Source organism: Paraburkholderia sp. BL9I2N2 (assembly GCF_004339745.1).
GTDB lineage: Bacteria > Pseudomonadota > Gammaproteobacteria > Burkholderiales > Burkholderiaceae > Paraburkholderia.
The window spans coordinates 238,764-264,127 of record NZ_SMGP01000004.1; the positions used below are offsets into that span (position 1 = coordinate 238,764).

The 25,364-nt window shown below is 64.8% G+C and carries 21 protein-coding genes; 7 read left to right on the forward strand and 14 right to left on the reverse strand.

Annotated elements, in window-relative coordinates:
- Window positions 1–106 precede the first annotated feature (106 nt).
- From B0G74_RS37330 to B0G74_RS37340, 3 genes are all read left to right on the forward strand, one after another.
- Window positions 107–1,102: an ABC transporter substrate-binding protein gene (locus B0G74_RS37330; protein WP_132381727.1), complete on the forward strand. Its 996-nt coding sequence runs from the start codon at window positions 107–109 to the stop codon at window positions 1,100–1,102.
- Window positions 1,103–1,322: 220 nt separating this feature from the next.
- Window positions 1,323–2,384 (forward strand): ABC transporter substrate-binding protein, encoded by a 1,062-nt coding sequence (locus tag B0G74_RS37335; protein WP_207915767.1) that lies wholly within the window; start codon window positions 1,323–1,325, stop codon window positions 2,382–2,384.
- 126 nt (window positions 2,385–2,510) lie between these two features.
- Window positions 2,511–4,190 (forward strand): GMC oxidoreductase, encoded by a 1,680-nt coding sequence (locus B0G74_RS37340; protein ID WP_132381729.1) that lies wholly within the window; start codon window positions 2,511–2,513, stop codon window positions 4,188–4,190.
- A 100-nt stretch (window positions 4,191–4,290) separates the two neighbouring features.
- Here the strand turns inward: B0G74_RS37340 and B0G74_RS37345 are convergent, their stop codons facing one another.
- From B0G74_RS37345 to B0G74_RS37370, 6 genes are all read right to left on the reverse strand, one after another.
- Window positions 4,291–5,718 (reverse strand): aldehyde dehydrogenase family protein, encoded by a 1,428-nt coding sequence (locus B0G74_RS37345; protein ID WP_132381731.1) that lies wholly within the window; start codon window positions 5,716–5,718, stop codon window positions 4,291–4,293.
- A gap of 24 nt (window positions 5,719–5,742) precedes the next feature.
- Entirely contained in the window at window positions 5,743–6,537 is a 795-nt protein-coding gene (locus B0G74_RS37350; protein ID WP_132381733.1) for an ABC transporter permease, read from the reverse strand.
- Window positions 6,534–7,442, reverse strand: coding sequence for an ABC transporter permease (locus B0G74_RS37355; RefSeq protein WP_132381735.1), 909 nt, complete (start codon window positions 7,440–7,442; stop codon window positions 6,534–6,536). Before B0G74_RS37355 ends, B0G74_RS37350 begins: the two co-directional genes overlap by 4 nt.
- A complete protein-coding gene (locus tag B0G74_RS37360) occupies window positions 7,439–8,776 on the reverse strand; it encodes an FAD-binding oxidoreductase (protein WP_132381737.1) in 1,338 nt (445 codons plus the stop codon). The genes B0G74_RS37355 and B0G74_RS37360 overlap by 4 nt, the downstream gene beginning before the upstream one ends.
- A 4-nt stretch (window positions 8,777–8,780) precedes the next feature.
- Window positions 8,781–9,494, reverse strand: coding sequence for an HAD-IA family hydrolase (locus B0G74_RS37365; RefSeq protein WP_132381739.1), 714 nt, complete (start codon window positions 9,492–9,494; stop codon window positions 8,781–8,783).
- Window positions 9,495–9,559: 65 nt separating this feature from the next.
- Entirely contained in the window at window positions 9,560–10,636 is a 1,077-nt protein-coding gene (locus B0G74_RS37370; RefSeq protein ID WP_132381741.1) for an ABC transporter ATP-binding protein, read from the reverse strand.
- A gap of 101 nt (window positions 10,637–10,737) precedes the next feature.
- On the opposite strand from B0G74_RS37370, the gene B0G74_RS37375 reads away from it, so the two are divergent.
- Entirely contained in the window at window positions 10,738–11,709 is a 972-nt protein-coding gene (locus B0G74_RS37375; RefSeq protein WP_132381743.1) for a LysR substrate-binding domain-containing protein, read from the forward strand.
- A 245-nt stretch (window positions 11,710–11,954) separates the two neighbouring features.
- Entirely contained in the window at window positions 11,955–13,439 is a 1,485-nt protein-coding gene (locus B0G74_RS37380; protein WP_132381745.1) for an esterase-like activity of phytase family protein, read from the forward strand.
- Between the two features lie 86 nt (window positions 13,440–13,525).
- Here the strand turns inward: B0G74_RS37380 and B0G74_RS37385 are convergent, their stop codons facing one another.
- A complete protein-coding gene (locus tag B0G74_RS37385; protein WP_132381747.1) occupies window positions 13,526–14,113 on the reverse strand; it encodes a TetR/AcrR family transcriptional regulator in 588 nt (195 codons plus the stop codon).
- Window positions 14,114–14,309: 196 nt separating this feature from the next.
- On the opposite strand from B0G74_RS37385, the gene B0G74_RS37390 reads away from it, so the two are divergent.
- Window positions 14,310–15,086, forward strand: a complete 777-nt coding sequence (locus tag B0G74_RS37390) for an SDR family oxidoreductase (RefSeq protein ID WP_132383236.1) — start codon at window positions 14,310–14,312, stop codon at window positions 15,084–15,086.
- 58 nt (window positions 15,087–15,144) lie between these two features.
- Here the strand turns inward: B0G74_RS37390 and B0G74_RS37395 are convergent, their stop codons facing one another.
- The 7 genes from B0G74_RS37395 to B0G74_RS37425 form a co-directional block, all read right to left on the reverse strand.
- Entirely contained in the window at window positions 15,145–16,110 is a 966-nt protein-coding gene (locus B0G74_RS37395; RefSeq protein ID WP_132381749.1) for a D-2-hydroxyacid dehydrogenase, read from the reverse strand.
- 18 nt (window positions 16,111–16,128) lie between these two features.
- Window positions 16,129–18,192 (reverse strand): transketolase, encoded by a 2,064-nt coding sequence (gene tkt, locus B0G74_RS37400; protein WP_243658511.1) that lies wholly within the window; start codon window positions 18,190–18,192, stop codon window positions 16,129–16,131.
- A gap of 145 nt (window positions 18,193–18,337) precedes the next feature.
- Window positions 18,338–20,197: a TRAP transporter large permease subunit gene (locus B0G74_RS37405; RefSeq protein WP_132381751.1), complete on the reverse strand. Its 1,860-nt coding sequence runs from the start codon at window positions 20,195–20,197 to the stop codon at window positions 18,338–18,340.
- Between the two features lie 4 nt (window positions 20,198–20,201).
- Window positions 20,202–21,245: a TRAP transporter substrate-binding protein gene (locus tag B0G74_RS37410; protein ID WP_132381753.1), complete on the reverse strand. Its 1,044-nt coding sequence runs from the start codon at window positions 21,243–21,245 to the stop codon at window positions 20,202–20,204.
- Between the two features lie 168 nt (window positions 21,246–21,413).
- Window positions 21,414–22,178 carry an SDR family NAD(P)-dependent oxidoreductase gene (locus B0G74_RS37415; protein WP_132381755.1) on the reverse strand — a complete coding sequence of 255 codons (765 nt, stop codon included), beginning with the start codon at window positions 22,176–22,178 and terminating at the stop codon, window positions 21,414–21,416.
- 88 nt (window positions 22,179–22,266) lie between these two features.
- The gene (locus B0G74_RS37420; RefSeq protein ID WP_132381757.1) at window positions 22,267–23,265 is read right to left on the reverse strand and encodes a transketolase family protein; all 999 of its coding nucleotides are present in this window, start codon (window positions 23,263–23,265) and stop codon (window positions 22,267–22,269) included.
- Window positions 23,262–24,107: a transketolase gene (locus B0G74_RS37425; protein WP_132381759.1), complete on the reverse strand. Its 846-nt coding sequence runs from the start codon at window positions 24,105–24,107 to the stop codon at window positions 23,262–23,264. Before B0G74_RS37425 ends, B0G74_RS37420 begins: the two co-directional genes overlap by 4 nt.
- A 134-nt stretch (window positions 24,108–24,241) precedes the next feature.
- Between B0G74_RS37425 and gcvA the strand changes: the two genes are divergently transcribed.
- Complete coding sequence (gcvA, locus tag B0G74_RS37430; RefSeq protein ID WP_207915768.1) at window positions 24,242–25,132, forward strand: transcriptional regulator GcvA; 891 nt, start codon at window positions 24,242–24,244, stop codon at window positions 25,130–25,132.
- Window positions 25,133–25,364: the final 232 nt, after the last annotated feature.

Sequence of the window (25,364 nt, forward strand, 5' to 3'; positions counted from 1 at the left end):
AAATGCAAAAGATAAATATTGATTCGATATAAACATATCGAAAGAGAATAATTCTCAGATGCCGTCTTCGTCGCTACGCTTGCTGGCACATCGTCAGCGAGGGCATATGGCCGGTTCTATTTCTACTTCGTTTTCCGCACGGCGGCGTGCACTCAAACTCTTGAGCGCAGTGCCGGCGTTCGCCGCATCGGGCGCATTCAATTCACTCGACGTACAGGCTGCCGACCTCGCCTCGGTCACGCTCGTACTCGGCGATCAGGCGGGCGGCACGCGTGCTTTGTCCGAAGCGGCCAAGGTGCTCGACGGTGCACCGTACGCGTTTCGCTGGGCTAATTTCCAGGGCGCGGCGCCGCTCTTCGAAGCACAGCGCGCGGGCGCCGTCGATCTCGCGCCGGCCGGCGATTTGCCGGTGCTTGCCGCAGCCGTGGGCGACCCGACGCTGAAGATCGTCGCCACGCGCGTCGGTTCCGGCGAACAACTCGGCATTCTGGTCGCGCAGGACTCGAAGATCCGCACGGTCGCGGACCTGAAGGGGCGCACAGTGTTCGTTTCGTCAGCGCGGGGCAGCATTTCGCAGTTCCAGCTTTATGGCGCGTTAGCCGAAGCCGGTCTCTCGAAAGATGACGTCAACGTCCGTTTCATCCTGCCCGTCGATGCGTTTGCCGCATTCGCGTCCGGCTCGATCGACGTGTGGGCCACATTCGATCCGTACTACGGCATCGCCGTGCAACGCGGCGCGCGCGTTCTGCGTGACGGCACCGGCATCAATAGCGGGCTGGGTTTCATTACGGCCTCGGGGGCGGCCCTTGCGGAACCGCGCAAACGCGCGGCGATTGCCGACGTGTTGTTGCGATTCCAGCGCGCGGGCGATTGGGCGCTCGCGAATCCCGACGCCTACGCGCAAATCTACGCGACGCTGACGCGATCGCCGCTCGCTGCCGCGAAGCGCATTACGCAGCGCGCGTCGCTGAAACAGCACTTCGTCAACGAGGCGGATATCAGTGCGCTGCAGAAGGTCGCCGACAGCGCTAATCGCGACGCGATTCTGCCGCGGCGCATCGACGTGCGCGCGATTTCCGACACACATATCGCGAACGTGTGACGCGCAAGAGCCGATAACCTGGCATGAGCGGGCCGGTGCGTCCGGCGCGCCTACGCAACCGGCGTTTTCACGCCGTTGGCCGGACCAACGACGTCATAACGTGACGTCATGGGCACTCCAACAATTCGGGCGTTGTCGCGGATAAATAGACTCACTATATTGGGCTCAACGATGCATGACATCGACGATATGTTCGCTCAACCGTCTCGAGGACCCCGTCGTGATCAAGAAGCCCATGTTGCGCCCGCTTGCCGCTGTCCTGATCCTCGGCGTCGCGAATCTCGCGCCCGCGTGTTTGACGCCCGCGTTTGCCGCGGCCGGCAAGATTACCTTCGTCTCGCAAGGCGGGACCTATCAGGAGGCGCAGACCAAGGCGATCCTCGACCCGGCCGCGAAGCAGCTCAACATCACCGTGAACCAGGACAGCATTCCGGACGCGTGGCCGCAGATCAAAGCCCAGGCCGCGACCGGCAAGCCGATCTGGGACGTGGTCGACACGCCGACGTCGAATTGCCTGCGCGGCGGCAAGGAAGGCCTGCTGGAGAAGCTCGACTTCTCGAAGATCCCGAATGCGGCGGCCATGCCGGAGAAATACCGTACGCCGTACTCGGTCGCCTACGAGTTCTATTCGACGGTGATCGGCTACAACAAGAAGACGCTGAAGAAGGTGCCGCAGAACTGGGCCGATTTCTGGAACGTGAAGGCGTTCCCCGGCACGCGCGCGCTGCGCAATGACCCGCAGACCGTGCTCGAAGCCGCGTTGCTCGCCGACGGCGTGCCGCGCGACAAGCTGTATCCGCTCGACGTCGATCGCGCGTTTAAAAAGCTGCAACAGATCAAGCCGGACGTGACCGTCTGGTGGACTTCCGGCGGCCAGTCGGCGCAATTGCTGCACGACGGCGAAGTCGATATGACGATGATCTGGAACGGCCGCGCGAGCGCGGTGCGCAAGGACAATCCCGATGTCGACTTCACGTTCAACGACGGCATTCTGCAGAACACCCAACTCTGCGTGCTGAAGAACGCGCCGAACTTGCCGGAGGCGATCAAGTTCGTCAACGCGGCGGTGTCTCCGGAACTGCAGGCCAATCTGCCGCTGTATATCGACTACGGTCCGGGCAATCCGGCGGCGTTCAAAACGGGCAAGATCGACGCGAAGCGCGCGAGCGAGTTGCCGAGTTCGCCGGAAAATGCATCGAAGCAGGCGTTGATGTCGGAGGAATGGTGGGCGTCGGACGCCGGCGTCCAGGCGAAGGCGCGCTGGCTCAAGTTCATGCAGTAAGCGCTGCCGTATCTTCTTGAGCGCGGGATTCGCGTCCGTTGGACACCAAGGACGCCGAAAACCGCGCGCAATGCCAAGCGCTTCTCGCGCGTCCCGCACGGCTTATCGTCTGCGCAATCATCGAACGTGATCGACTATCTGATTCTCGGCGGCGGCTCGGCGGGCTGCGTGCTTGCCGCGCGCCTGTCCGAAGACGCCAGCAAGATGGTCTGCCTCGTCGAGGCCGGCTGCAATATCTCGCGAACAGACATGCCCGCGGCGGTGCGCAGCCGTTATCCCGGCCGTGCCTATCTCGACACCGCGAATATCTGGCAGCGCCTGAAAGCGCGAATGAGCGCAACGGCCGCGCCGCGCCGCTACGAACAGGCGCGCCTGCTCGGCGGCGGCTCGGCGATCAATGCGCTGATGGCGAATCGCGGCGCGCCCGCCGACTACGACGAATGGCACGCGCTCGGCGCGCACGGCTGGAACTGGAGCGCCTGCCTGCCGTACTTCCGCAAGCTCGAAACCGATTGCGACTTCTGCGGCGCGCTGCATGGCGAGAGCGGGCCGATTCGCATCCAGCGCGCGCCGTGGACGCGCATTTCGCCATTCGTGCGAGCGGTGCTCGCCACACTCGACGCGCGCGGCCACACGCGGCGTGAGGACCAGAACGGCGAGTGGCAGGACGGCACGTTCATCGGATCGATCGCGGTGAGCGAAGCCGGCGAGCGCATCCCGACCTCGGTCTGCTATCTAGACGACGCCGTGCGCGCTCGCCCGAATCTCACGATCCGCACGCAAACGCTCGTCGAACGCGTGCTATTCGACGGCAAGCTCGCCATTGGCGCGCGGATCATCGGCGCGGACGGCGCGAGCGAAGCGTTGCGCGCCAGACATGTGATCGTTTGCTCGGGGGCGATCCACAGCCCGGCGCTGCTGATGCGAAGCGGCATCGGCCCGGCGGCCGAACTCGCCGCGCTCGGCATCGAGGTGGTGGCGGATCGAGGCGGCGTCGGCGGCAATCTGATGGAGCATCCGTCGATTGCGGTCTCGGCGTTTCTGCCGCGCGCGTCCCGCACGTTATATCCCGACGAGCATCACGAGCAGGCGATCGTGCGCTTTTCGTCGGGCGTGAGCGGGACAGTGCCCGGCGACATGCATGGAGCGATCCTGTCGCGCTCGGGCTGGCATTCGGTTGGCCACCGGCTCGGTACGATCTTCTTCTGGGTGAACAAGTCGTACTCGCGCGGTCGCGTGAGTCTCGCGTCGGCTGATCCGCACGACGAGCCCACCGTCGACTTCAACATGCTATCCGACGCGCGCGATCTCGAGCGGCTCAAGCTCGCGCTGCGCTTCGGTGCCCGCACGCTGGCCGATCCGATGATGGCGCAGCATCGCGCGACGCTGCTGCCTTCGAGCTATTCGCCGCGCGTCGCGAGCGTGGCCGTGCCGGGGGCGTGGAATGCATTGCAGCGCGGCGCGCTGAGCACGTTGTTGGACATTGCCGGGCCGCTGCGCGCGTGGCTGGTGAGGCGTGTGGTCACGCAAGGCGTGACGCTCGACGAACTGCTCGCCGACGATCACGCGTTGACGCGTTTCGTAACGCGCTCGGTGGGCGGCACCTGGCATCCGTCCGGCACTTGCCGCATGGGCGCCGCCGACGATCCGCTCGCCGTCTGCGACGCGCGCGGCGCGGTCTATGGCGTCAGCGGACTTTACGTGTGCGACGCGTCGCTGATGCCGTCGATACCGTGCGCGAACACGAATGTGCCGACCATCATGATCGCGGAGCGAATTGCGGATATGTTGCGCGGCCGCGCGTAAATGCAATGCCGGGCCGCCCGCGTTGAAACGCGGCGGCCCGGCAGACGTCACGCATCAAGCGGTGAACGGTCCGACTAAGCACAAGGAGGCCGAAGCACGCTCACTCGCCAAACCCCACAATCCCCTTCACTTCAAGAAACGCCTCGAGCCCCCATTCGCCGTATTCGCGTCCGTTGCCCGACTGTTTGTATCCGCCGAAAGGCGAGCCCGCATCCCACGACGGGTAGTTCAGATACACGCTGCCCGCCCGGAGCCTGAACGCCACGCGCCGCGCGCGTTCCAGATCAGCCGATTGAACGTATGCCGCAAGCCCGAACGGACTGTCGTTGGCAATCGCGATCGCTTCTTCCTCGTCGCGATAGGGCATGATCGCGAGCACCGGGCCGAAGATCTCTTCGCGCGCGATCTTCATGGAAGGGCGCACATCCGCAAAGACCGTCGGTTGCACGTAATAGCCGCGCTCCAGACCCGGCGGACGCCCGAGGCCACCGGCCACCACTTGCGCGCCTTCGTCGATTCCCGCTGCAATCAGCCGCTCCACACGCTCGAACTGCACGCTGCTGACCACCGGACCCATGGTCGTGCGCTCGTGATCGGCGGGGCCGACGCGCTGCGCTTGCGCCGCGCGCCGCGCGATCGCCATCGCTTCGTCATGGCGTGCCGCGGGCACGAGCATGCGCGTCGGCGCATTGCACGACTGTCCGCTGTTGTTGAAGCACGAGTTGACGCCGGCCGTGACGGCCGCTTCGAAATCGACGTCGTCCAGCAGAATATTCGCGGACTTGCCGCCCAGTTCCTGATGCACGCGCTTGACAGTCGGCGCCGCGAGTTTCGCAATCTCGACGCCCGCGCGCGTCGAACCGGTGAACGACACCATGTCGACATCGGGATGCGCCGCCAGCGCCGCGCCGACGGTCGGCCCGTCGCCGTTGACGAGATTGAAGACGCCCGGCGGCACGCCCGCCGCGTCGAGTATCTCCGCGAACAGCAAGGCATTGAGGGGAGTGACTTCGCTGGGCTTGAGCACCATCGTGCAGCCGGCCGCGATGGCGGGTGCGGCCTTGCAGACGATCTGATTGATCGGCCAGTTCCACGGCGTGATCAGCGCGACCACGCCGACCGGTTCGTGATTGACGAGCGTCGAGCCTTTCCTGCGTTGCCACACGAACGTTTCGCACGTGCGAATCAGTTCTTCGAGATGCCGCCGTCCGATGCCCGCTTGCCACGCATGCGCCATCGCGCGCGGCGCGCCGAGTTCGCGCGAGATGGTGTCGCCCATCTCGTCGTGACGTTCGAGAAACACTTCGAGAATGCGGCGGATCAATGCGAGGCGTTCGGCCGGCGTGGTTTGCGAGAACGACGTGAAGGCGCGTTTCGCTGCGGCTACCGCGCGATCTGCATCGGCGGGTGTGCCCATCGCCACTTCGGCGAACGCTTCCTCGGTGCAGGGATCGACAACGGCGCGACGCGCGTTGGTGGACGGCTCGACCCACGCGCCGTCGATATAGAACTTCAGTGCATTGATCATCTAAAAGGTGTCTTCAGAAAGAGGTTAGGCGCGCGCCGCGTTGGAGCGACGGCTCACCACGACGATCATCACGAGGCACAGCGTCAGCGCGGTGAGCATCGTGCTGATGGCGGCAATGGTCGGATCGATCTCGTCGCGCAGCGTCACGAACATGCGGCGTGTCAGCGTCTGGTTCGAACCGCCCGACACGAATAGCGCGACCACCGTTTCGTCGAGCGCCTGAATGAACACGAACACCGCGCCGGAAATCACGCTTGCCTTGATCTGCGGCAGCGTCACCGTCATGAAGCTGCGAAAACGATTCATGCCGAGACTGCGCGCGACCATCTCCTGCGTGCGGTCGAAGGTGCGCAGATCGGCGCCGACCGAGATCAGCACGTACGGCAGCCCGAGCATCGTATCGGCGAGAATCAGGCCGCCGAGCGTATTCACGTAGCCCGCCTGAGAGTACACGAAGAACACGCCCACCGCGACGATGATGATCGGCACCATCAACGGCAGCATCAGCAGCGTGCGCAGATAGCGCATGATCCAGTGCGTGCCGTTCTGGATCGCGTACGCGGCGGCCACGCCGAGCGGCGTGGCGATCAGCGCGGCGCAGATCGAAGCGGTGAGCGTGGTGCGCGCGGCGTCGATCCATGCGGGGTTGTCGAAGAACGAGTGATACCAGCGCAGCGAGTAGGCGGGCGGCGGGAAGGTCATGAAGCGCGTGTCGGAGAACGACAGCGGCACCACGATCAGCACCGGCACCATCAGGAACAGCAGAATCAGCACGACGGTCGCGCCGAGGACGATCCGTCCGAACGGGAGTTTGTTCATTTCGCGCCCAGAGTCTTTTCGAGTGGCACCACGCGGCTCGCGGCATAGAAAATCGCGAACACGCAGATCAGCAGCACGACGCTCACCGCACTCGCCGCGCCCCAACTGTTGTAGATCTCGACGTTGCGGCTCACCACCATCGACACCATGATCGACTTGCCGCCGCCCATCAGTTCAGGCGTGATGTAGAAGCCGAGGCACAACACGAACACGAGTGTCACGCCGGCCAACACGCCGCTCATCGACAGCGGCAGGAACACGCGCAGGAACACGTGCAGCGGCGAGCCGCCCAGGCTCGCGCCGGCTTGCGAGAGATTCGACGGGATTTTCTGCATCGCCGAATAGAGCGGCAGCACCATGAACGGCAGCAGGATATGCACCATTGCGATGACCGTGCCGAACTGGTTGTAGGCGAGCTGCACCGGGCGGTCGACCAACCCTGAGGCGATCAGAGCCTTGTTCACGAGCCCCGTGCGTTGCAACAGCACGAGCCACGCGTAGGTGCGCACGAGTACGCTGGTCCAGAACGGCAGAATCACCATGCCGAGGACGAGCGCGCTCAGCTTCGGCGGCAACGAGGCGGCGAAGTAGGCCACCGGATAGCCGAGCAGGAGCGTGATGACAGTCACGACGATGCTCAGCTTGAACGTCAGCAGAAACGTTTCAAGGTAGGCGCCGGTGAACATGCGGCGGTAGTTTTCGAGCGTGAAGCCGTCGTGATAGATGGACTGCCACGACAGCCACGCGAGCGGCACCACCAGCAGCACGACGATCACGAGGAGCGCCGGCGTCATCAGGAGAAGCATCGTGCGATCCTCGCGGCGCTGATAGCGCGCGGCGGGATCGGACTCGGTGGCCTGCATCAAGGTGGTTCCCTGGAGCATCCGTTTGGCGGTTGTCATCATGCACCTACGGCGTCGAGAAACTGATACCACGCCGCGACGAGTCTCACCCCCGGCGCGCGCAGCGAATGAAAGGGCACGGGCCGCAGGCCGGGCGCGCCGAGCAGCGAGAGCTCGGGCGTTTCGCCGAGCGCGAGCGCGGCGGCATGCTGGCCGAGCAGGCTCGCCATCGCGACCCCCGCTCCGTTATACCCCAGACAAAAGGTCGTGGCGTCGTCGCTGCGTCCGACATGCGGCAGCGAATTGAACGTCATGCCCACATAGCCCGACCAGCGATAGTCCACACGCACGTCCGCGAGATCGGGAAAGAGCGCGACCATCGCGCGTTGCAATGCGTCGAAGCCCGTTGTTTGCCCTTCCTTGCCGAACGCGTCGCGTCCGCCGAACAGCATGCGGCCGTCCACTTTGCGAAACCACTTCATCATGCGCCGCGTTTCGGTGTAGCTGCGGCGCTCGATCATGAGACGTGCGTCAAGCTCGGCGGGCAGGCGCTCGGTGGCGATCATCGCGCTGCGAAACGGCACGAGTTCGCGCTGATACGCCGAGGTCGCCGCCGTGAGATCCGAATACGCATTGGTCGCGACGATGACCTGCTTCGCGCGCACCGTGCCGCCGGGCGTGCGCAGCGTCACGCGCGTCTCGCCGGACGCGCGTTGCATCTGCTGTACCGGCGTCAATTCGTAGATCGGCACGCCGCGCAGCGTGAGTCCGCGCGCGAGTCCGCGCACGTACTCGAGCGGCAGAATGGTGCCGGCGTCCGCGCTCAGCACGCCGCCGACAAAGCCCTTCGAACCCGTCTCGTGCTCGATGGCGGCGCGCGATTGCACGGTCATCGAGGTATCGCCAAGATTCGTGCGAACCCAGTCGGCTTCGGCGCGAATCGCGGCGAACGCGGCCTCCGTGTGAGCGCAGCGCAGGCTGCCGGTATGTTCGAAGCGGGCGCGCGCCAACTGGAATTCGTCGACCAGCGTCTCGACGACCCGCACGCCTTCATGCGCGAGACGATGCATGCGCTTCGCGGTATCGAGACCGTGCAGCTTGTCGATGGTGGGAAACGACAGTCTGAACTTCGACGACACCACGCCGCCATTGCGCCCGCTCGCGCCCCAGCCAACCGGATTCGCATCGAGCACCACGCACTCGACGCCGCGCTTTTGCAGCGCATACGCGGCGGCGAGGCCCGAGTAGCCCGCGCCGATCACGGCGACCTCGACTTCGAGATCGCGGGCGAGCGGCACGCCGGTGCTGACCGCCGCACCGGCGCCTGGCGATGCCGCAAGGAGCGCCCGCCAGAGCGAATCAGGCGCGGGCGTGTGCAGAGTCATCGGCGCAAGCATCGGCTCAGGCCGCGATACGCGCTTCGGCTTCGACGGCGTCCGCAAGCGCGCCGAGCGTCGCGAACTTGAAGGTCGGCGTGGTCACGGTTTCCGGCACGGGCGTGGCGCCGAAGCCCTTCACGTTCTGACGGCGTTCGATCCAGCAGGTTGCGTAGCCGAGCTTCGTGGCGATGCCGATGTCGTGATACTGGCTTTGCGCCGTGTGCAGGATTTCGCCGAACTTGTAGCCGAACGCTGCCTGACGGCCACGGTTGTATGCGAAGAATTGCGGGTCGGGTTTGGCGACGCCGGTTTCGTCGCAGCAGACGGTGTCGTCGAACGGATCGCCGAGCGTGAGCGCATAGGCCGAGAGCGCCACGCGGTCCGCGTTGGTCATTGCGACCAGGCGGAAATGTTTGCGCAGACGCTTGAGCGCCGCGACCGAATCCGCGAACGCCGGCCATTCGAGCACGTCGCGCTGGAAGGCGGCGGCCGATTGCGCGTCGTCGGGCAGACCGAGTTCTTTCGCGAGCGAGAGATAGACGTTCGCCATTTCGTGGCTCGACCGGCCCGGATAGGTCGCGCGGCCACGCATGTACGGTTCGAAGATCTGGTCGTCGGTCAGGTCCTTCGCTTTCGGGCCGCCAATGCGCCGCACGGAGGCGAGCACGCCGCGCTCGAAGTCGATGAGTGTGCCGACGACGTCGAACGTCAGGACCTTGAAATCGGTGAGCTTCATGAAATCATCCTTTTGCAGTATGCCGTGAATCGGAGAGAGAGTGCCCCACGCGTGGGCGGAGAAAATCAGGCGGGCACGACGATCGTGTCCTGCGGGTCCAGCGTCACGCTCATCTGTGCGCCCGGCTGCGGGATGCGGCGGCGTGCGTCGTGGCCGCCGGGTTGCCGGAGACTGATGGCGGTGCCGTCGGCGAGCGCGGCGAACACGCGCAGGCTTTCGCCCTGATACAGCACCTCGGTGACGCGGCACGACAGACGGTTCACGCCTTCCTGGCGATCGCCGCCGTCGATCACGAGTTTTTCGGTCTGCACCGCGAGCAGCAGTTTGTTGCCATGCGGCAGCGGATGCGCGGTGCGCAGCACGGTATCGCCCAGACGCACGGCGTCGTCGCCGGCGCGCGTCACGTCGAGCAGCGTCGCCTCGCCGATGAAGCTCGCCACGAACGCGTCGCACGGCCGGTCGTAGAGCCGCTCGGGCGTGTCGATCTGCACCAGGCGGCCGTTCTTCAGCACGGCCACGCGGTCGCTCATGGTGAGCGCTTCGCGCTGGTCGTGCGTCACGTAGACGATCGTCGCACCGAGCTTGCGATGCAGCCGCCGCAGTTCGATCTGCATGGTTTCGCGCAGTTGCTTGTCGAGCGCGGAGAGCGGCTCGTCCATCAGGATCAGTTGCGGCTCGAACACCATTGCGCGAGCGAGCGCCACGCGCTGCCGCTGACCGCCGGAAAGCTGGCTGATGCCGCGGCTCTCGTAGCCGGAGAGTTCGACCATCGCGAGCGCGTCGGCGACTTTCTTCGCCCACGTGCCTTTCGGCTGACGGCGCGCGCGCAGCGGAAACGCCACGTTCTCGCCGACGCTCATATGCGGAAACAGCGCGTAGTTCTGAAACACGATGCCGATGTCGCGTTTGTGCGGCGGCGCGAATGTAATGTCGCGTTCGCCGACCCAGACCGCGCCCGAACTCGGCTGCACGAAGCCGCCGAGAATGCCGAGCAAGGTGGTCTTGCCCGAGCCCGAAGGGCCGAGCAGCGAGACGAATTCGCCGGGGGCGATGTCGAGTGAAACGTCGTCGAGGGCCACGACCTGGCCATAACGTTTCGCTGCCGATCGGATCGAAACACCTGTTTTCGCTCGTGCGTCCATTGCGTCCTGTCTCGCTGAAGAAGCCTGCGTTAGGGAAAATATAGGCTGCGTCCTTTTTGGCGGCAATTCCCAAATTGTTGGAGAAGGCATAACATCAGGTCATGCCTAACCTTCGCAAAAAACTTCCGAGCGCCAATGCGCTGTTCGTGTTCGAAGCTGCCGCGCGCTGCGGCAACTTCACGCGCGCGGCGCAGGAGTTATATGTGAGCCAGCCCGCGGTGAGCCGCATGCTGGCGCGCATGGAAGACCATCTCGGCGTGCGCCTGTTCGAGCGCGTGCGCGGCGGCATCGAGCTGACCGAGAACGGCAAGATCCTGTACCGGAAAATTTCCGAGGGCTTCAACGGCATTGAAGGCGCGATCCGCGAGATCGAGGCGCGCGCCACGGGTGTGGAGTCGGTCACGCTGTCGGTGTCCACGGCCTTCACCACCCACTGGCTGATGCCGCGCATGAACCGCCTGAATCAGGCGTTCCCGAACGTCGACTTGCGGTTTCAGTTGATCTCGGGGCGGATCGGCGGGCCGCTCGTCGACGTCGATCTCGGCATGCGCTTTCGGCGCGAGGACGAGATCGGCGAGAACAGCGTGCTGGTCATGCCGGAGACGCTGCTGCCGGTGTGCAACCGGCGTTATGACGAGACCGCCGCCACGGAGGCGGGACGCGCGCATGGCGACACGGTGATCGTCATGGACGACGGCGAGCGCGGCTGGCATGACCGCTTTGAAGCGTTCGCCGCACACGGGCGGCACGCCGCGAGCATGCTGAGCTTCAACGACTACGCGATCGTCGTGCAGGCCGCGTTGCTCGGCCAGGGTGTCGCGCTCGGCTGGCTCAACGTGGTGTCGCACTGGCTGCTGGAGGGCGCGCTTCAGCCAGCGGAACAGGAACTGATCGTCACGAACCGGCGCTGCTGTCTGGTGTGGCCGGAGAGCCGCGCGCTGCGGCCGGCCGCGGCCGACGTGCGCGACTGGATCATCGAGGAAACGCGCGCCGACGTGCGCGCGGTCGATCGCGCGTATCCGAAGCTCGGGCTGCGCCGCTCGCTGGCCGACGCGGGATTGGCGATCGGGTAGGGTTCGCGGGCGCTCAGCGACTTTTCTGACGCAGTGCAATTCTGCCGCCGCCGCTTCGAGGCTGGTTCTCGACGTCATTATTCGGTCACGAACCTCACGCAGTATTACCGACGGCCTTCAATCAGCCGACGGGCCGCAGGCCGGCCCGCCTTCACTTCTTTCGCAACTCCACGCGGACCAGGCGCCCATGCACGACGCCGCGCGCCCGATCCGTCGACAACAAGCATTCCACTCAAGGAGACACCGTGGCTCGTTCAAGAATCTTTGCTCTGACGGCGATCGCTTCGTCGCTTTTCGTCGCAACGGTCGCGCATGCTGGCGTTGATCTTATTGCGGTTGGCCAACTGAGCGGCCTCACGGGCGATCTATCGAAGGAAACCGCGGCGCCGCTGGAGAACGGTGTGGCGGGCAATCTGCTCGGCGGCCTCGGTTCGGGCATCGGTTACGCGGGCTGCCATACGTTCGTCGCCGTGCCGGACCGTGGCCCGAATGCCGTGTCGTACAACGCGGCGATCGACGACACCGCCTCGTATATCAACCGTTTTCAGACCTTGCGCCTGCGTCTGAAACCCGGCGCGGCCGGCGCCTCGCTTCCGTACACGATGACGCCGACCCTGCTCGCCACGACGCTGCTCCACACCAACGACAGGCTGGTTTACGGCACAGGCGCTGCCGCGGGCGTACCTAACGGCGCGCCGGCGCTCAACCGCCGCAATCACACCAGCTACTTCACCGGCCGCTCGGACAACTTCGATCCGACGCGCCTGTCGACGGACGACCGCGACGCGCGCTTCGATCCCGAAAGCGTGCGCGTGAGCAATGACGGCGACAGCGTCTTCATCTCGGACGAATACGGCCCTTACGTCTATCGTTTCGATCGCCGCAGTGGCCGCCGCATCGACACATATAAGCTGCCGGACGCATTCGCGGTTGCCACGCTGAGCCCGATCGGCAACGACGAAATATCGGAGAACACCTCGGGCCGCGTCGCCAACAAGGGCATGGAAGGCCTCGCGATCTCGCCGGACGGCAAGACGCTGTTCGGCGCGATGCAAAGCCCGCTGATCCAGGATGGCGGCACGAACGGCGCGTACACGCGCATCGTCAGGATCGACGTGCGCACGGGCAGGACGAGCCAGTTCGCGTATCCGCTGACGAACATCGGCACGGCGGCCAAGCCCAAATATCCGACCATCAGCGACGTGGTCGCCGTCAACGATCATGAATTGCTGATGGACGAGCGGGACGGGCAGGGGCTGGGCGACAACTCGACGGCGGTGTTCAAGAAGGTGTTCCATATCGACCTGAACGGCGCTCAGGACGTCAGCAACGCGAGCGGCGAGGCCGGCCTCGCACCGTACGCGGTGCAGAAGACGCTGTTTCTGGATGTGGTCGCCACGCTCACCGCGCACGGCTACAACGCGAACGATATTCCGGCGAAGCTGGAGGGTCTCGCGTTCGGTCCTGACGTCGTGGTCGGCGGTGTGAATAAGCACACGCTGTTCGTCGCTAACGACAACGACTTCCTGGGCACGATCACCGACACCAACCATCCGGCCGGCATTGCGAACCCGAATCAGTTTTTTGCCTTCGCGTGGGACCCGAGCGACTTGCCGGCGTACGTCGCGCAAAAACTGCCCGGCGCGGATGACGATCGTCACGGCGATCATCGTCATGACCACGGCGACTCGGACCGCGCGTGCGGCCCCGATCGCGACGACGATCATTGAGCCGCTGACGCGCGCCTCGCATTTCCCGACGCGCATTGAAGCAACAGAAGGGCGGCGCCGGCCGATGCCGGCGCCGCTACATCAAGCTAAGCGTCAGCGCCTTGCGCCACGATCAGATCCAGCGAGCCCGCGAGAATCGATCTGGCGAGTTCGGGGTCGTCGACGGCGCGCGCGAGCGTCACCGCGCCGACGATGGTCGCGACGATACCGAGCGCCAGGTTTTCGCTATCGCCGGCCAACGTCTGCGCGATTCGCGATGCCAGCTTGTGCACGTATTGCGTGAGACGATCGCGAACTTCCGGTGCCGCGTGCCGCGCCTCACCGGCAAGCGCGCACAACGCGCAGCCGTTGCCCGGATTCTTGATGTGTTTCTCGCTGAGAAACATTTCGCCTAACGCCCGCAACGGTTCTTTCTTCGCCGACCCGTTCGAATTCGCCGCCGCGATCGAAGCGGCGATACGTTTCTCGCTTTGCGCGACGGCATATTCCAGCGCCTCGACGATCAACGCGTCACGCGACTCGAAGTGGCCGTAGAACGCGCCATGCGTGAGGCCGGCGCGCCGCATGCAGTCCGCCACGCCGAGCGCCTCGATCCCGTCTTCCCGAATCTGCCGCGCCGCAGTTTCCAGCACACGCTGACGGCTTTCTGCTTTTTGCGCCTGCGAGTAGCCCATTTCCGTCCCCCCTCTTGACAATCTGCATGATGAGCATAATACTGAAAATGTGCATGATGATCAACATGCAGATTGTTCGATGAGGGCGTCTTTGCGGATGTCCGTACGCGGCGGCGTTTTTGGGCCGCTTAACCGTTACAGGCGTCGCACGGCCGTGTTTTCCGGCACGTTGGCGGCGCAATCCAGGAGAGAGATGATGCGTTTCACGGGAAAAACAGCGTTGATTACCGGTGGGAATAGCGGCATTGGTTTCGTCACGGCGAAGCTGCTGATTGCCGAAGGCGCGCAGGTGGTGATCACCGGCCGCGACAGTGCGAAGCTGGATCAGGCCGTGTCCGAACTCGGCGAAAATGCGCTGGGCGTGCGGGCCAATCTGGATAACGAAGCGGATATCGACTCGTTGTTCGAACAGATCAAGAGCAAATTCGGGTCGCTCGATGTCGTGTTCGCCAACGCCGGCATCTCCGGTCCGACGCCGCTCGGCGGCACGACGGCCGCGGCGTTCGAGGCGATTCTTCGCACCAATCTGACCGCGGTTTTTCTGACGGTGCAAGCCGCATTGCCGTTGATGAGCGAGGGTGGCGCGGTTGTGTTGAACGGTTCGGTGATGCGCGAACTCGGCTCGCCTGGTTCGTCGGCGTATTCGGCCACCAAGGCCGGCATCACGGGCATGGCGAAGGTCTTCGCGTCGGAGTTGGTGCAGCGTGGTATTCGCGTGAATACGGTGATCCCCGGCGGCACGCGCACGCCGATCTGGACGCGTGGCGCGCGCGAAGGCGCGACGCTCGACGCAACCGAACAGGCCCTCGCGCCGCGCGTTCCGATGGCGCGCCTCGCCGCGCCGGAAGAAGTGGCGGCAGCCGTGCTGTTCCTTGCTTCCAGCGATGCGTCGGGAATGACGGGCGCGGAGATCGTCGTGGATGGCGGGACGATCGGAGCCCCGTGGGGCGCGCCGATTTTCCGTCAGGCTTGATGCGGCGGTAGCGATAGACAGCCGCGCCGGACGACGAATCGGCGGCGCGGCTATCGATTCAATACGCCCCGCTCACCAGATTGTTCGGCGCACCATCGACGAAGTTCTCGATGTTATCCATCAACTGATTCGCCAGACTCTGCTGCGCCTCGTCCGATGCCCACGCCACGTGCGGCGTCAGAATCACATTCGGCCGGCCGGCGGCGCGCAACAGCGGGTTATCGTCGGCGGGCGGCTCGGCTGCGGTCACGTCGAAACCCGCGCCGCTGATCAGCCCTTCATCGAGCGCCTGCACGAGCGCCGCTTCGTCGACGAGTCCGCCGCGCGCCGTGTTGATGATCAGCGGCCGGCGTTTCATCGCGCGAAACTCGGGCATGGCGAGCATGTTGCGCGTGTGCGGGGTGAGCGGACTGTGCACGGTGATGATGTCGCTGGTCGCGAGCACTTCATCCCACGGCGTGTACAGCGGGCCGAGCCCTTCGCGTCCCTTGTGCGCGGCGAACATCGGCTGCATGCCGAAGGCTTTGCCGAGTTCCGCCACGCGCTGCCCAAGCACCCCTTCACCGATGATGCCGAGCCGTGCGCCGGCGAGATCGTGAATCGCATGCGTGAAGAAGCAGAACTGCCCGGACTTTTGCCACTCGCCGGCGAGCACGTCGTCGCGATAGGCGACCAGATTGCGCCGCAGCGCGAGAATCAGCGCGAAGGTATGCTCGGGCACGGTGTTGATCGCATAGCCGCGAATATTGCTCACCGCAATGCCGAGCCGCTGGCAAGCTGCCTTGTCGACGCAATCCGTGCCGGTCGCGGCCACCGCAACGAGTTTCAGATCGGGCAATTGCTCCAGCACTTCGCCGGTTAGCGCGACTTTGTTGGTAATGGCAATCGATGCGCCAGCGAGGCGCTGGATCAATTGATCCGGCGTAGTGCGGTCGTGCTCGATCAACTGATGCTCGAAGCGCGGCTCGCGCAATACGATCTGCGGGGCGAGGGTCGTGCGGTCCAGAAAAACGATCTTATGCATGGTCATGTCCCCGATGATTTACAGATGCCGCTTCGCTTCAGCGACGATATGCTGCGCGGTGATGCCGAAGTGCTCGTACAGCGTCTCCGCCGAAGCCGACGCGCCGAAACCCGTCATGCCGACAAAGCCGCCGCGTTCGCCGAGATAGCGGTCCCAGCCGAAACGCAACGCCGCTTCCACGCCGACTCGCACCGTGCCGGAACCGAGCACGGCTGCGCGATAGGCGTCGTCCTGTTCGTCGAAAATCTCCCAGCACGGCATGGACACCACGGCCGTCGCGATGCCTTCGTCCTGCAACTGGCGGCGCGCCTGCAAGGCCAACGCGACTTCAGAGCCGGTTGCCAATAGCGTCACGGCGCGCGCGCCGCCCTCGGCTTCGGCCAGCACGTAAGCGCCGCGCTGCGAGAGCGGCTCGGCGCTATATTCACGGCGCACCAACGGCAGCGCCTGGCGCGCGAACACCAGCGTGCTCGGCCCGCGCCGATGTTGGAGCGCGAGCGCCCAGCACTCGGCGGCTTCGACGGCATCGGCGGGACGCAGCACGAGCATGTTCGGCATCGCGCGCAGCGAGGCGAGAATTTCGACGGGTTGATGCGTCGGTCCATTTTTGCCGACACCGATCGAATCGTGGCTGAACACGTAGTGCACCGGCAGGCCCATCAGCGCGGCCATGCGCATGGCCGGACGTTGATAGTCGGAGAACGCCAGGTAGGTGACGCTGGTCGCGATCACGCCGCCGTGCGCGGCCATGCCGTTGGCCATCGAGCCCATCACGTGTTCACGCACGCCGCAATGGACGTAGGCGCCGCTGCGGTCCTGAGCGGTAAAAGCATGCAACCGGCGCTTGTGGCCGGTGGGCGCTTCGAGATCGGCGCAGCCGACCATGCGTTCCGGCAACAACGGCGCAAGCAGATCGCTGATCTCGCCCGATACGGTGATGCCGGGCTGCGGCTCGTCGCGCTCCACGGCGCGCTTGCGATAGTCGTCGAGCACGTCGCGCCAGCCTTGCGGCAGATGGCCTGACTGGATCCGTTCGAACTCGTCGCGCTGTGCGGCGGGCAACGCAGCGAGACGTTCATGCCATGCGTAATACTGCGGGTCGCTACGCCGTCCTGCCGCGCGCCATGCTGCCAGAATCTCCGCGGGTATCTCGAACGGCGCGTGCGGCCAGCCGAGTGCGTCGCGGGCCGCATCGGCGTCCGGCTGGAACAGCTTGCCGCTGTGGCCGCCGCGCTGTCCTTGCAGGCGCGCAATGCCGCGGCCGATCACGGTCTTGCACGCGATCATCGAAGGCCGCGGGTCCGCGCGCGCGATCGTCAGTGCCGCCGACACCGCTTCGAGATCGTGCCCGTCGATTTCGACCACATGCCAGCCGCCGACGCGAAAGCGCGCGCAGACGTCCTCGCTGATCGAGAGGGAAGTGCTGCCATCGTCGGTAATCTGATTGTCGTCCCAGCAGAGGATCAGCTTGCCCAGTTGCAGATGCCCGGCCAGCGAAATCATCTCCTGACCGATGCCTTCCTGCAGACAGCCGTCGCCGACGAACGCATACGTGTAGTGGTCGATGAGGTCGCTGCCGAATTTCGCCGCGAGATACGCTTCGGCGATCGCCATGCCGAATGCGTTGGCGATGCCCTGGCCGAGCGGGCCCGTAGTGGCCTCGATACCGTGCGCGGGTTCGTACTCGGGATGGCCCGCGCAATGCGAGCCTAGCTCGCGAAAGGTCTTGATCTGTTCCAGCCCGATCGCGCCATATCCGGTGAGATACAACAGCGAGTACAGCAGCAACGAGCCGTGGCCGTTCGACAGCACGAAGCGGTCGCGGTCGGGCCAGGTCGGATCGGCGGGATTGAATTTCAGGTGGCGCGTGAATAGCGCGGTCGCGATTTCCGCCATGCCGAGCGGCACGCCCTGATGGCCTTCGCCGGCGCGCAGAATCGCATCGATGGAGAGGAAACGGATCGCGTCGGCCAAGGGCAACGGTGCCGCTAGCGTGGCTGATACCGACGCGACCTGCGGCGGTGAAGTGATCGAAGCAGACGAAGCGTTCGGTGCAACAGATAGGGCTTCGGTGGTGGACATGGCAAAAGGCTCCTCTACGCCGCTGCGTCATGCGCCGCGGGCGGGTGATCGGGCAAATCTAACGAAGCGGCCTGAAGAAACGGGCGGAAGAACATCGCGCGAGGCGGGGTACGCCGCATGCCTCGCGCTTGAAGGACTCAATGGCTCAATGCAGGAAGCCCGTCGAAATCCACGGCACGGCGGCCACGATGATCAGCCCGGCCATCAACGCGGCGATGTAGCCGAGAATCGGCTTCATGCCTTCGTCCGGATGGATGCGGCTCACCGCGCAAGCGGAGTAGTAGCCCACGCCGAATGGCGGCGCGAAGAGGCCCACGCCCATCGAGAGGATCACCACCATCGCGTAATGCACGTCGTGGATATGCATGGCCCGCGCAATCGGAAACATCAGCGGGCCGAACAGCACGATGGCCGGAATGCCTTCGAGTACGCTGCCGAGAATCACGAACATGCAGATCGATGCCGCCATGAACATCGCCGCGCCGCCCGGCAAACCGCCCAAGGTCTGTGCGAGTTGCCCCGAGAAGCCGGATTGCGTCAACGCCCACGCCATGGCGGTGGCCGCGCCGATGATCAGCAGGATCGCGCCGGACAGCGTCGCGGTATCGATCAGCATCGGCTTGAGGCGCGTCCACTCGAAACGGCGGTAGATCAGCAAGCCGGCCAGCACCGCATAGGCAATGCCGATGGTGGAGACTTCGGTCGCCGTCGCGATGCCTTCGACCACCGCCGCGCGAATCACGAACGGCAGCGCGATTGCCGGAAACGCGATCACGAGCTTGCGCAGAATCTCGCCGCGAGTCGCGCGCTTGACGCCTGACATGTCTTCGCGCCGATAACGCCACTGCACGACGATGCACAGCGTGATCGCCAGCACGATGCCCGGCAGCATGCCGCCGGTGAAGAGCGCCGAAATCGACACGCCGGTCACCGAGCCGAGCGTGATCAGCACGAGGCTCGGCGGAATCGTTTCGGTCTGCGCGCCGGTCGCGGCGAGCAGCGCGACCAGGTCGCCGGGTTTCGCGCCGCGTGCTTTCATCTCCGGAAACAGGACCGGCGCGACCGCCGCCATGTCGGCGGCTTTCGATCCCGAGATGCCCGACACCAGATACATGGCGCCGACCAGCACGTACGAAAGACCGCCGCGCACGTGGCCGAGCAGGCTCGCGAGAAACGCGATCATCGCCGCGGCCATGCCGGTCATCTCGATCAGCTGGCCGAGAAACACGAAGAGCGGCACGGAGAGCAGGATCAGATGCGACATGCCTTCGTCCATCCGGCCGACCACCACCGGCATCGGCGTGTTCGTGGTCAGCGCGAGATAGCCGAAGGTGGCGAGTCCGAACGAGAACGCGATGGGCACGCCGCTCAGCACGCCGAGCGCCACGAGGCCGACGAAGAAGATCAACAGGTTCAGATTGCCGAGGTCGCGTAATACGGGCCCGAGCGCGATGAAAATGCCGACCAGCGCGCCGACCGACGCGAGCGCGCCCAGCACGAGGCGCCAGTTGCTCATGCGCGCGAGCCGCACCACGGCGACCAGCAGCATCAGCGCCGAGCCGACCGGCAACGCGGCGGCGCGCCACGAGTTCGACAGTTCGAGCGCGGGTGTGGTGATGAACGACTCGTCCTGCGCGAAGCTGATTGCCGGGCCGATCACCATCGCGAGAAACGCGATCGGCGCGGCGATCGCCACCACGTCGAGGAACGCGCGCACGCCTGGCGGCGCCATGCCCACGAGCGCCGTCATCCGCATATGCTCGCCGCGCCGCAAGGCGATCACGGCGCCGAGCATGGCGAGCCAGAGGAACAGCATCGAGGCGAGCTCGTCGGACCAGACGAGCGGCGAGTGCAGGATATAGCGGCTCGTCACACCGGCCAGCAGCACGACGATTTCGGCGAGCACCAGCAAGGCGGCGGGAATCTCCACCAGGTGCCCGAGCGCCGAATCGAGCGCACAGGCGAAGCGGTGCTGCCGCTCGTGCGAATATGAGATCGTGGTCATCGCATTACCCCAGTTTTCCGACGGACTTCTCCAGCAGACTCCAGGCTTCGTCGCCGTATTTGCTCTTCCAGTCGTGGTAGAAGCTCGTCTTGGCCAGCGCGCCGCGGAACGACTCGCGGTCCACGTCGATGAAGGTGATGCCCTTCGTCTTCAGATCGTCGCGCAGGGAGCTGCTCAGCTTCGCGATGTCCGCGCGCTGCAGCATCGCGGCTTTTTCGAATTCGCGCGTGACGATGGCGCGGATATCCGCCGGCAGCCGCTCCCACGCGGCGCGGTTGCCGAGAATCCAGTAACCGTCCCACACGTGCGAAGTGAGGCTGATGTACTTCTGCACTTCGTAGAGCTTGGCCGTGGCGATGATCGGCAGCGGATTCTCCTGGCCTTCCACCACGCCGGTTTGCAGAGCCGAATACAGTTCGTTGAAGTTGATCGGAGCGGGACCGGCGTCGAGTGCCTTGAACAGCGAGGTCAGCATCGGCGCCTGCGGCACGCGGATCTTGAATCCCTTCAGATCGGCCGGCGCACGCAGCGCGCGCGTGGACGAACTGATCTGCCGGAAGCCGTTGTCCCACACCTTGCTGACCGATACGATGCCGGACTTGCCGATCTGCGCGCGAATGTAATTGCCGAGGTCGCCGTCCATCGCTTTCCACACCGCGTCGTAGTCCTTGAACGCGAAGCCGGTGTTGACGATGCCCGCGGCCGGCGTGAGCGTCGCGAGAATCGACGAGGCCTGGTTGAAGAACTCCACGCCGCCGTTGCGCACCTGCGAGAGCAGATCGGTGTCGGAGCCGAGCTGGTTCTGCGGGAACAGCTTGATGTCGAGGCGGCCGTTGGTCGCCTCGCGAATGTGATTAATCGCCTCCTGGGCGCGGATATTGACCGGATGAGTCGGGTCCTGGCCGGTGGCGAGCTTGTATGAAAACTCGGGCGCCGCCATGGCGCGCCGCGAGACGCTCCATAACGGCACGGCTGCGGACAAGGTCGCACCGGCTTTCAGAAAGGTGCGGCGGCTGATGCCCTGCGGGGCGTTCGAACGGTTAGTCATGGTGTCTTCCTCCAAACCTGGATCGCGCGTCGTTATGTTTTTCGAACTTCGAGCGCGGCGGCTGCACGTGTCGCGCGCCGCGCCTGGTTGTTATCTACTACTGTGTCTCCATCGCCGCCGCCGGCCTCCCGCCGGACGGCTCGTCCTGCTGGACGAATCGGCCTTGAATCAGCCGTGAATCAGCATGCCGCCGTTCACGTCGATCACCGCGCCGGTGATATACGAGGACAGGTCCGACGCGAGGAACAGGAACGCGCCGGCTACGTCGTCGGGCACGCCGAGGCGATTCAACGGAATGCCCGCGAGAATCTCGACGCGCTTGTCGTCGCTGATCTTGCCGGCGTTGATGTCGGTCTGGATCAGGCCCGGCGTCACGCAGTTCACGCGGATGCCGTCGTTGCCGAGCTCGCGCGCCATCGCTTTCGCTAGGCCGAGCACACCGGCTTTGGCCGCCGAATAGTGCGGGCCGCCGAGAATGCCGCCGCCGCGCTGCGCCGATACCGACGACATGCAGCCGATCGAACCGCTCTTCTGCTTCTTCATTTGCGGCACGACCGCTTGCGACAGGTACAGCACGCCGCGCAAATTGACATCGAGAATGCGATCCCAGCTTTCCGGGTCGATGTCGAGCAGCTTGGCCGCCTGGGTGATGCCGGCGTTATTGATCAGGATATCGATCGAACCCAAATCGGCGACGGTGCGCTCGACAGCAGCCTGGCATGCGCCGCGATCGGTGACGTTGCACACATAGCCGCGATGCTCCGGCCCGATCGAAGCGGCGGCTTCGATCGCGGCCTTTTCGTCGAGATCGAAAATGGCGATGCGCGCGCCATGAGCGGCGAATTTGCGTGCGGTCGCCATGCCGATGCCGCGCGGCGATGCGCCGCCGGAAATGACGGCGACCTTGCCGTCGAGAAGACGTGACTCTGACATGATGCGGATCTCCTGAGTGTGATGCTTATGTTGTGCTGCGTGGTTGGCAATCGGTGATTACGATTTACCCTGCGGATCAATTCAATGCCTAGCGCAGCCAGCCTTTGATCGTGTCGCACATCGCCTCGGTGGAAATGCCGTAGCGGTCGTGCAGTGTCGGCAGCGCGCCGGCATCGAGAAAGGCGTCGGGCAGGCCGATCTGACGGAAGGGCGGCGTGACGCCGTTGGTCAGCAGCACGGTGGCCACCGCTTCGCCGAGCCCGCCGATCACCGTGTGGTTCTCCGCGACGATCACGAGACGCCCCGGCCGGCGCGCTTCGCGCAGCAGCGTGACGGCGTCGAGCGGCTTGATGGTCGGCACATGCAGCACGCCCACGTCGATGCGGTCCGTGGCGAGCGCCTTGGCCGTTTCGAGCGCACGCATCGTCATGATCCCGGACGAGATGATCAGCACTTCGGCGCCGTCGCGCAGCAGCTTGGCTTTGCCGAGTTCGAACTGATAGTCGTATTCGTCGAGCACGACCGGCACGTTGCCGCGCAAGAGCCGCGCATACACCGGGCCGCGATGGTCGGCGATCGCCGGCACCATCTGTTCGATTTCGAGCGCGTCGCACGGATCGATAACCGTGAGGTTCGGCATCGCGCGGAACAGGGCGAGGTCTTCGGCCGCCTGGTGGCTCGGGCCGTAGCCGGTCGTGAGGCCGGGTAGTGCACAGACCAGCTTGACGTCGAGGTTGTCCTCGGCGATCGCCTGGTGGATGAAGTCGTAAGCGCGGCGCGCGGCGAACACCGCGTAGGTGGTGACGAACGGCTGCGCGCCTTCGTGCGCCATGCCGGCGGCGGCGCCCATCAGCAACTGCTCGGCCATCCCCATCTGATAGAAGCGCTCGGGGAATTCCTTCGCGAACAGATGCAGGTCGGTGTATTTGCCGAGGTCGGCGGTCATGCCGACCACTTCGGGGCGGTTGCGCGCCAACTCCACCAGCGCGTGGCCGAACGGCGCGGAGCGGGTGATCTGGCCTTCACCGGCGATCGAGGCGATCATCGCCGAAGTCTTCAGACGCGGTTTCGGTGCGGCGGCGCTCATACGGTTCTCCCGGCTTCCAGCGCCTGCAGCGCGAGTTGCCACTCGTGCGCATCGACGCGGATAAAGTGGTTCTTCTCGCGTGCTTCGAGGAACGGCACGCCACAGCCCATGCGCGTATCGCAGACGATGATCCGCGGCTGCGCTTCGGGATGCGCGCGCGCCGCATCGAACGCGGCGACTACCGCCGCGAGATCGTTGCCGTCCACGCGCTGCACGAACCAGCCGAACGCCTGCAACTTCTCGACCAGCGGCTCGAACGCCATGACCGTCGAAGACGGCCCGTCGGCCTGCTGGTTGTTGACATCGACCATCGCGATCAGGTTGTCGAGCTTCCAGTGCGCGGCGGACATCAGGCCTTCCCACACCGCGCCCTCGTCGAGTTCGCCGTCCGAGAACAGCGTGTAGACGGTGGCGTCCGAACCCTTGCGCTTAAGACCGAGGCAGCGGCCGACCGCAATCGTCAGCCCCTGGCCGAGCGAGCCGCCGGACATCTCCATGCCGGGCGTATAGCTCGCCATGCCGGACATCGGCAGGCGGCTGTCGTCGCTGCCGTAGGTCTCCAGTTCTTCGTCGGCGATGATGCGGGCTTCGATCAGCGCCGCGTACAGGGCGATCGCGTAATGACCGTTGGAGAGCAGGAAGCGGTCGCGGCCTTCCCAGTCGGGGTCGTCGGCGCGGTAACGCATGGCGCGGAAGTAGGCGACCGCCAGCACGTCGGCAATGTCGAGCGCCTGGCCGATATAGCCTTGGCCTTGCACCTCGCCCATACGCAGGGCGTTGCGGCGGATCTGATAGGCGTGCTCCGCGAGTTCGGGATACGGCGCGGTTTCGCTGATGTTCACTGTTGTCTCCTAGGTCTTTTGCGTGGGCCGCATTGACGCCGCAGCCAGTGATGACAAGCGTAATCGCACGCCTGCAAGCGCTCAAACGAATTAAGATGGGTCGATAGATGAATTGAATTCACGTGGATGCTGCCATGCACAATCGCGTCACTCTCAAGTCGATACAAGCCTTCGAAGCGGCCGCCCGGCTTTCGTCGTTCGCGCTCGCAGCAGAAGAACTGTTCGTGACGCCCTCGGCGATCAGCCATCAAATCAAGCTGCTCGAAGAGCAATTGAGCATTCGTCTGTTTCATCGGCTGCATCGCACGGTGCTGCTGACGGACTCGGGGCGGCAATACGCAGAGGAAATCACGTCGGCATTCGCGCGCATCGATGCGGCCACGCGCGAGATCGGTCGCGTGGCGAAGAGCGACATCCTCACGATTCACTGCACGCCGAGTTTCGCGACCCAATGGCTGATGCCGCGCATCGCGCGCTTCAGCGCGGCGCATACCGATATCGACGTGCGCTTGAATGCGTCTTCGGAAGCGGCGGACCTGATTTCGGAAGCGGTCGATATCGACATTCGCTACGGTCCGCGCAAGCTGCAACCGGCCGGCACCCTGGTGCTGGAGTTGCCGCCGGAGACGATCGTGCCGCTATGCGCGCCGGCTCTGATGAGCGGCGACTATCCGCTCATCAGCGTCGCGGACCTGCAGCACCATCCGCTGATTCACAGCGAAGGTTGTCTGGTCGGCTGGCGGGACTGGATGCGTTTGCATCGGAAGACGCGGGTCGATATTGGACGCGGGCCGCGCTTCGACCGCTCGTTCATGGCGTTGAGCGCCGCGGTCGACGGCCTGGGGGTGTGTCTGGAGAGTCTGCTGCTTGCGCAACGCGAACTGGAAACCGGGCGGCTCGTCGCGCCGTTCGGTGTGGAGGGACTCAGCGTGAATGGCTATACGTTGAATCTGTTGAAGTCGCGTGCCGACTTGCCGAAGCTGCGCAGCTTTCAGGACTGGCTGTTTGCTGAATTGGAAAGGTGAGATGCGCGGCCGGACTTCGAATGGCGAGGTTCGTCTGGCGATTCGCCGACGGAATTCCAGACGGGCTAGCCAGGCTTTCTCTCCAGTCTTGTGTTGTTGAAGGACGTCCCGTCCTGACGATGCATCACGCGACATCGCAGCCTTCAATGCATGGTGCGAGGCACTGTAGAGAACTTCAGATTGCTTAATTGTTCTGAATGCGGATCTTCGCCGGTCGGCGTTATCAGCGCGC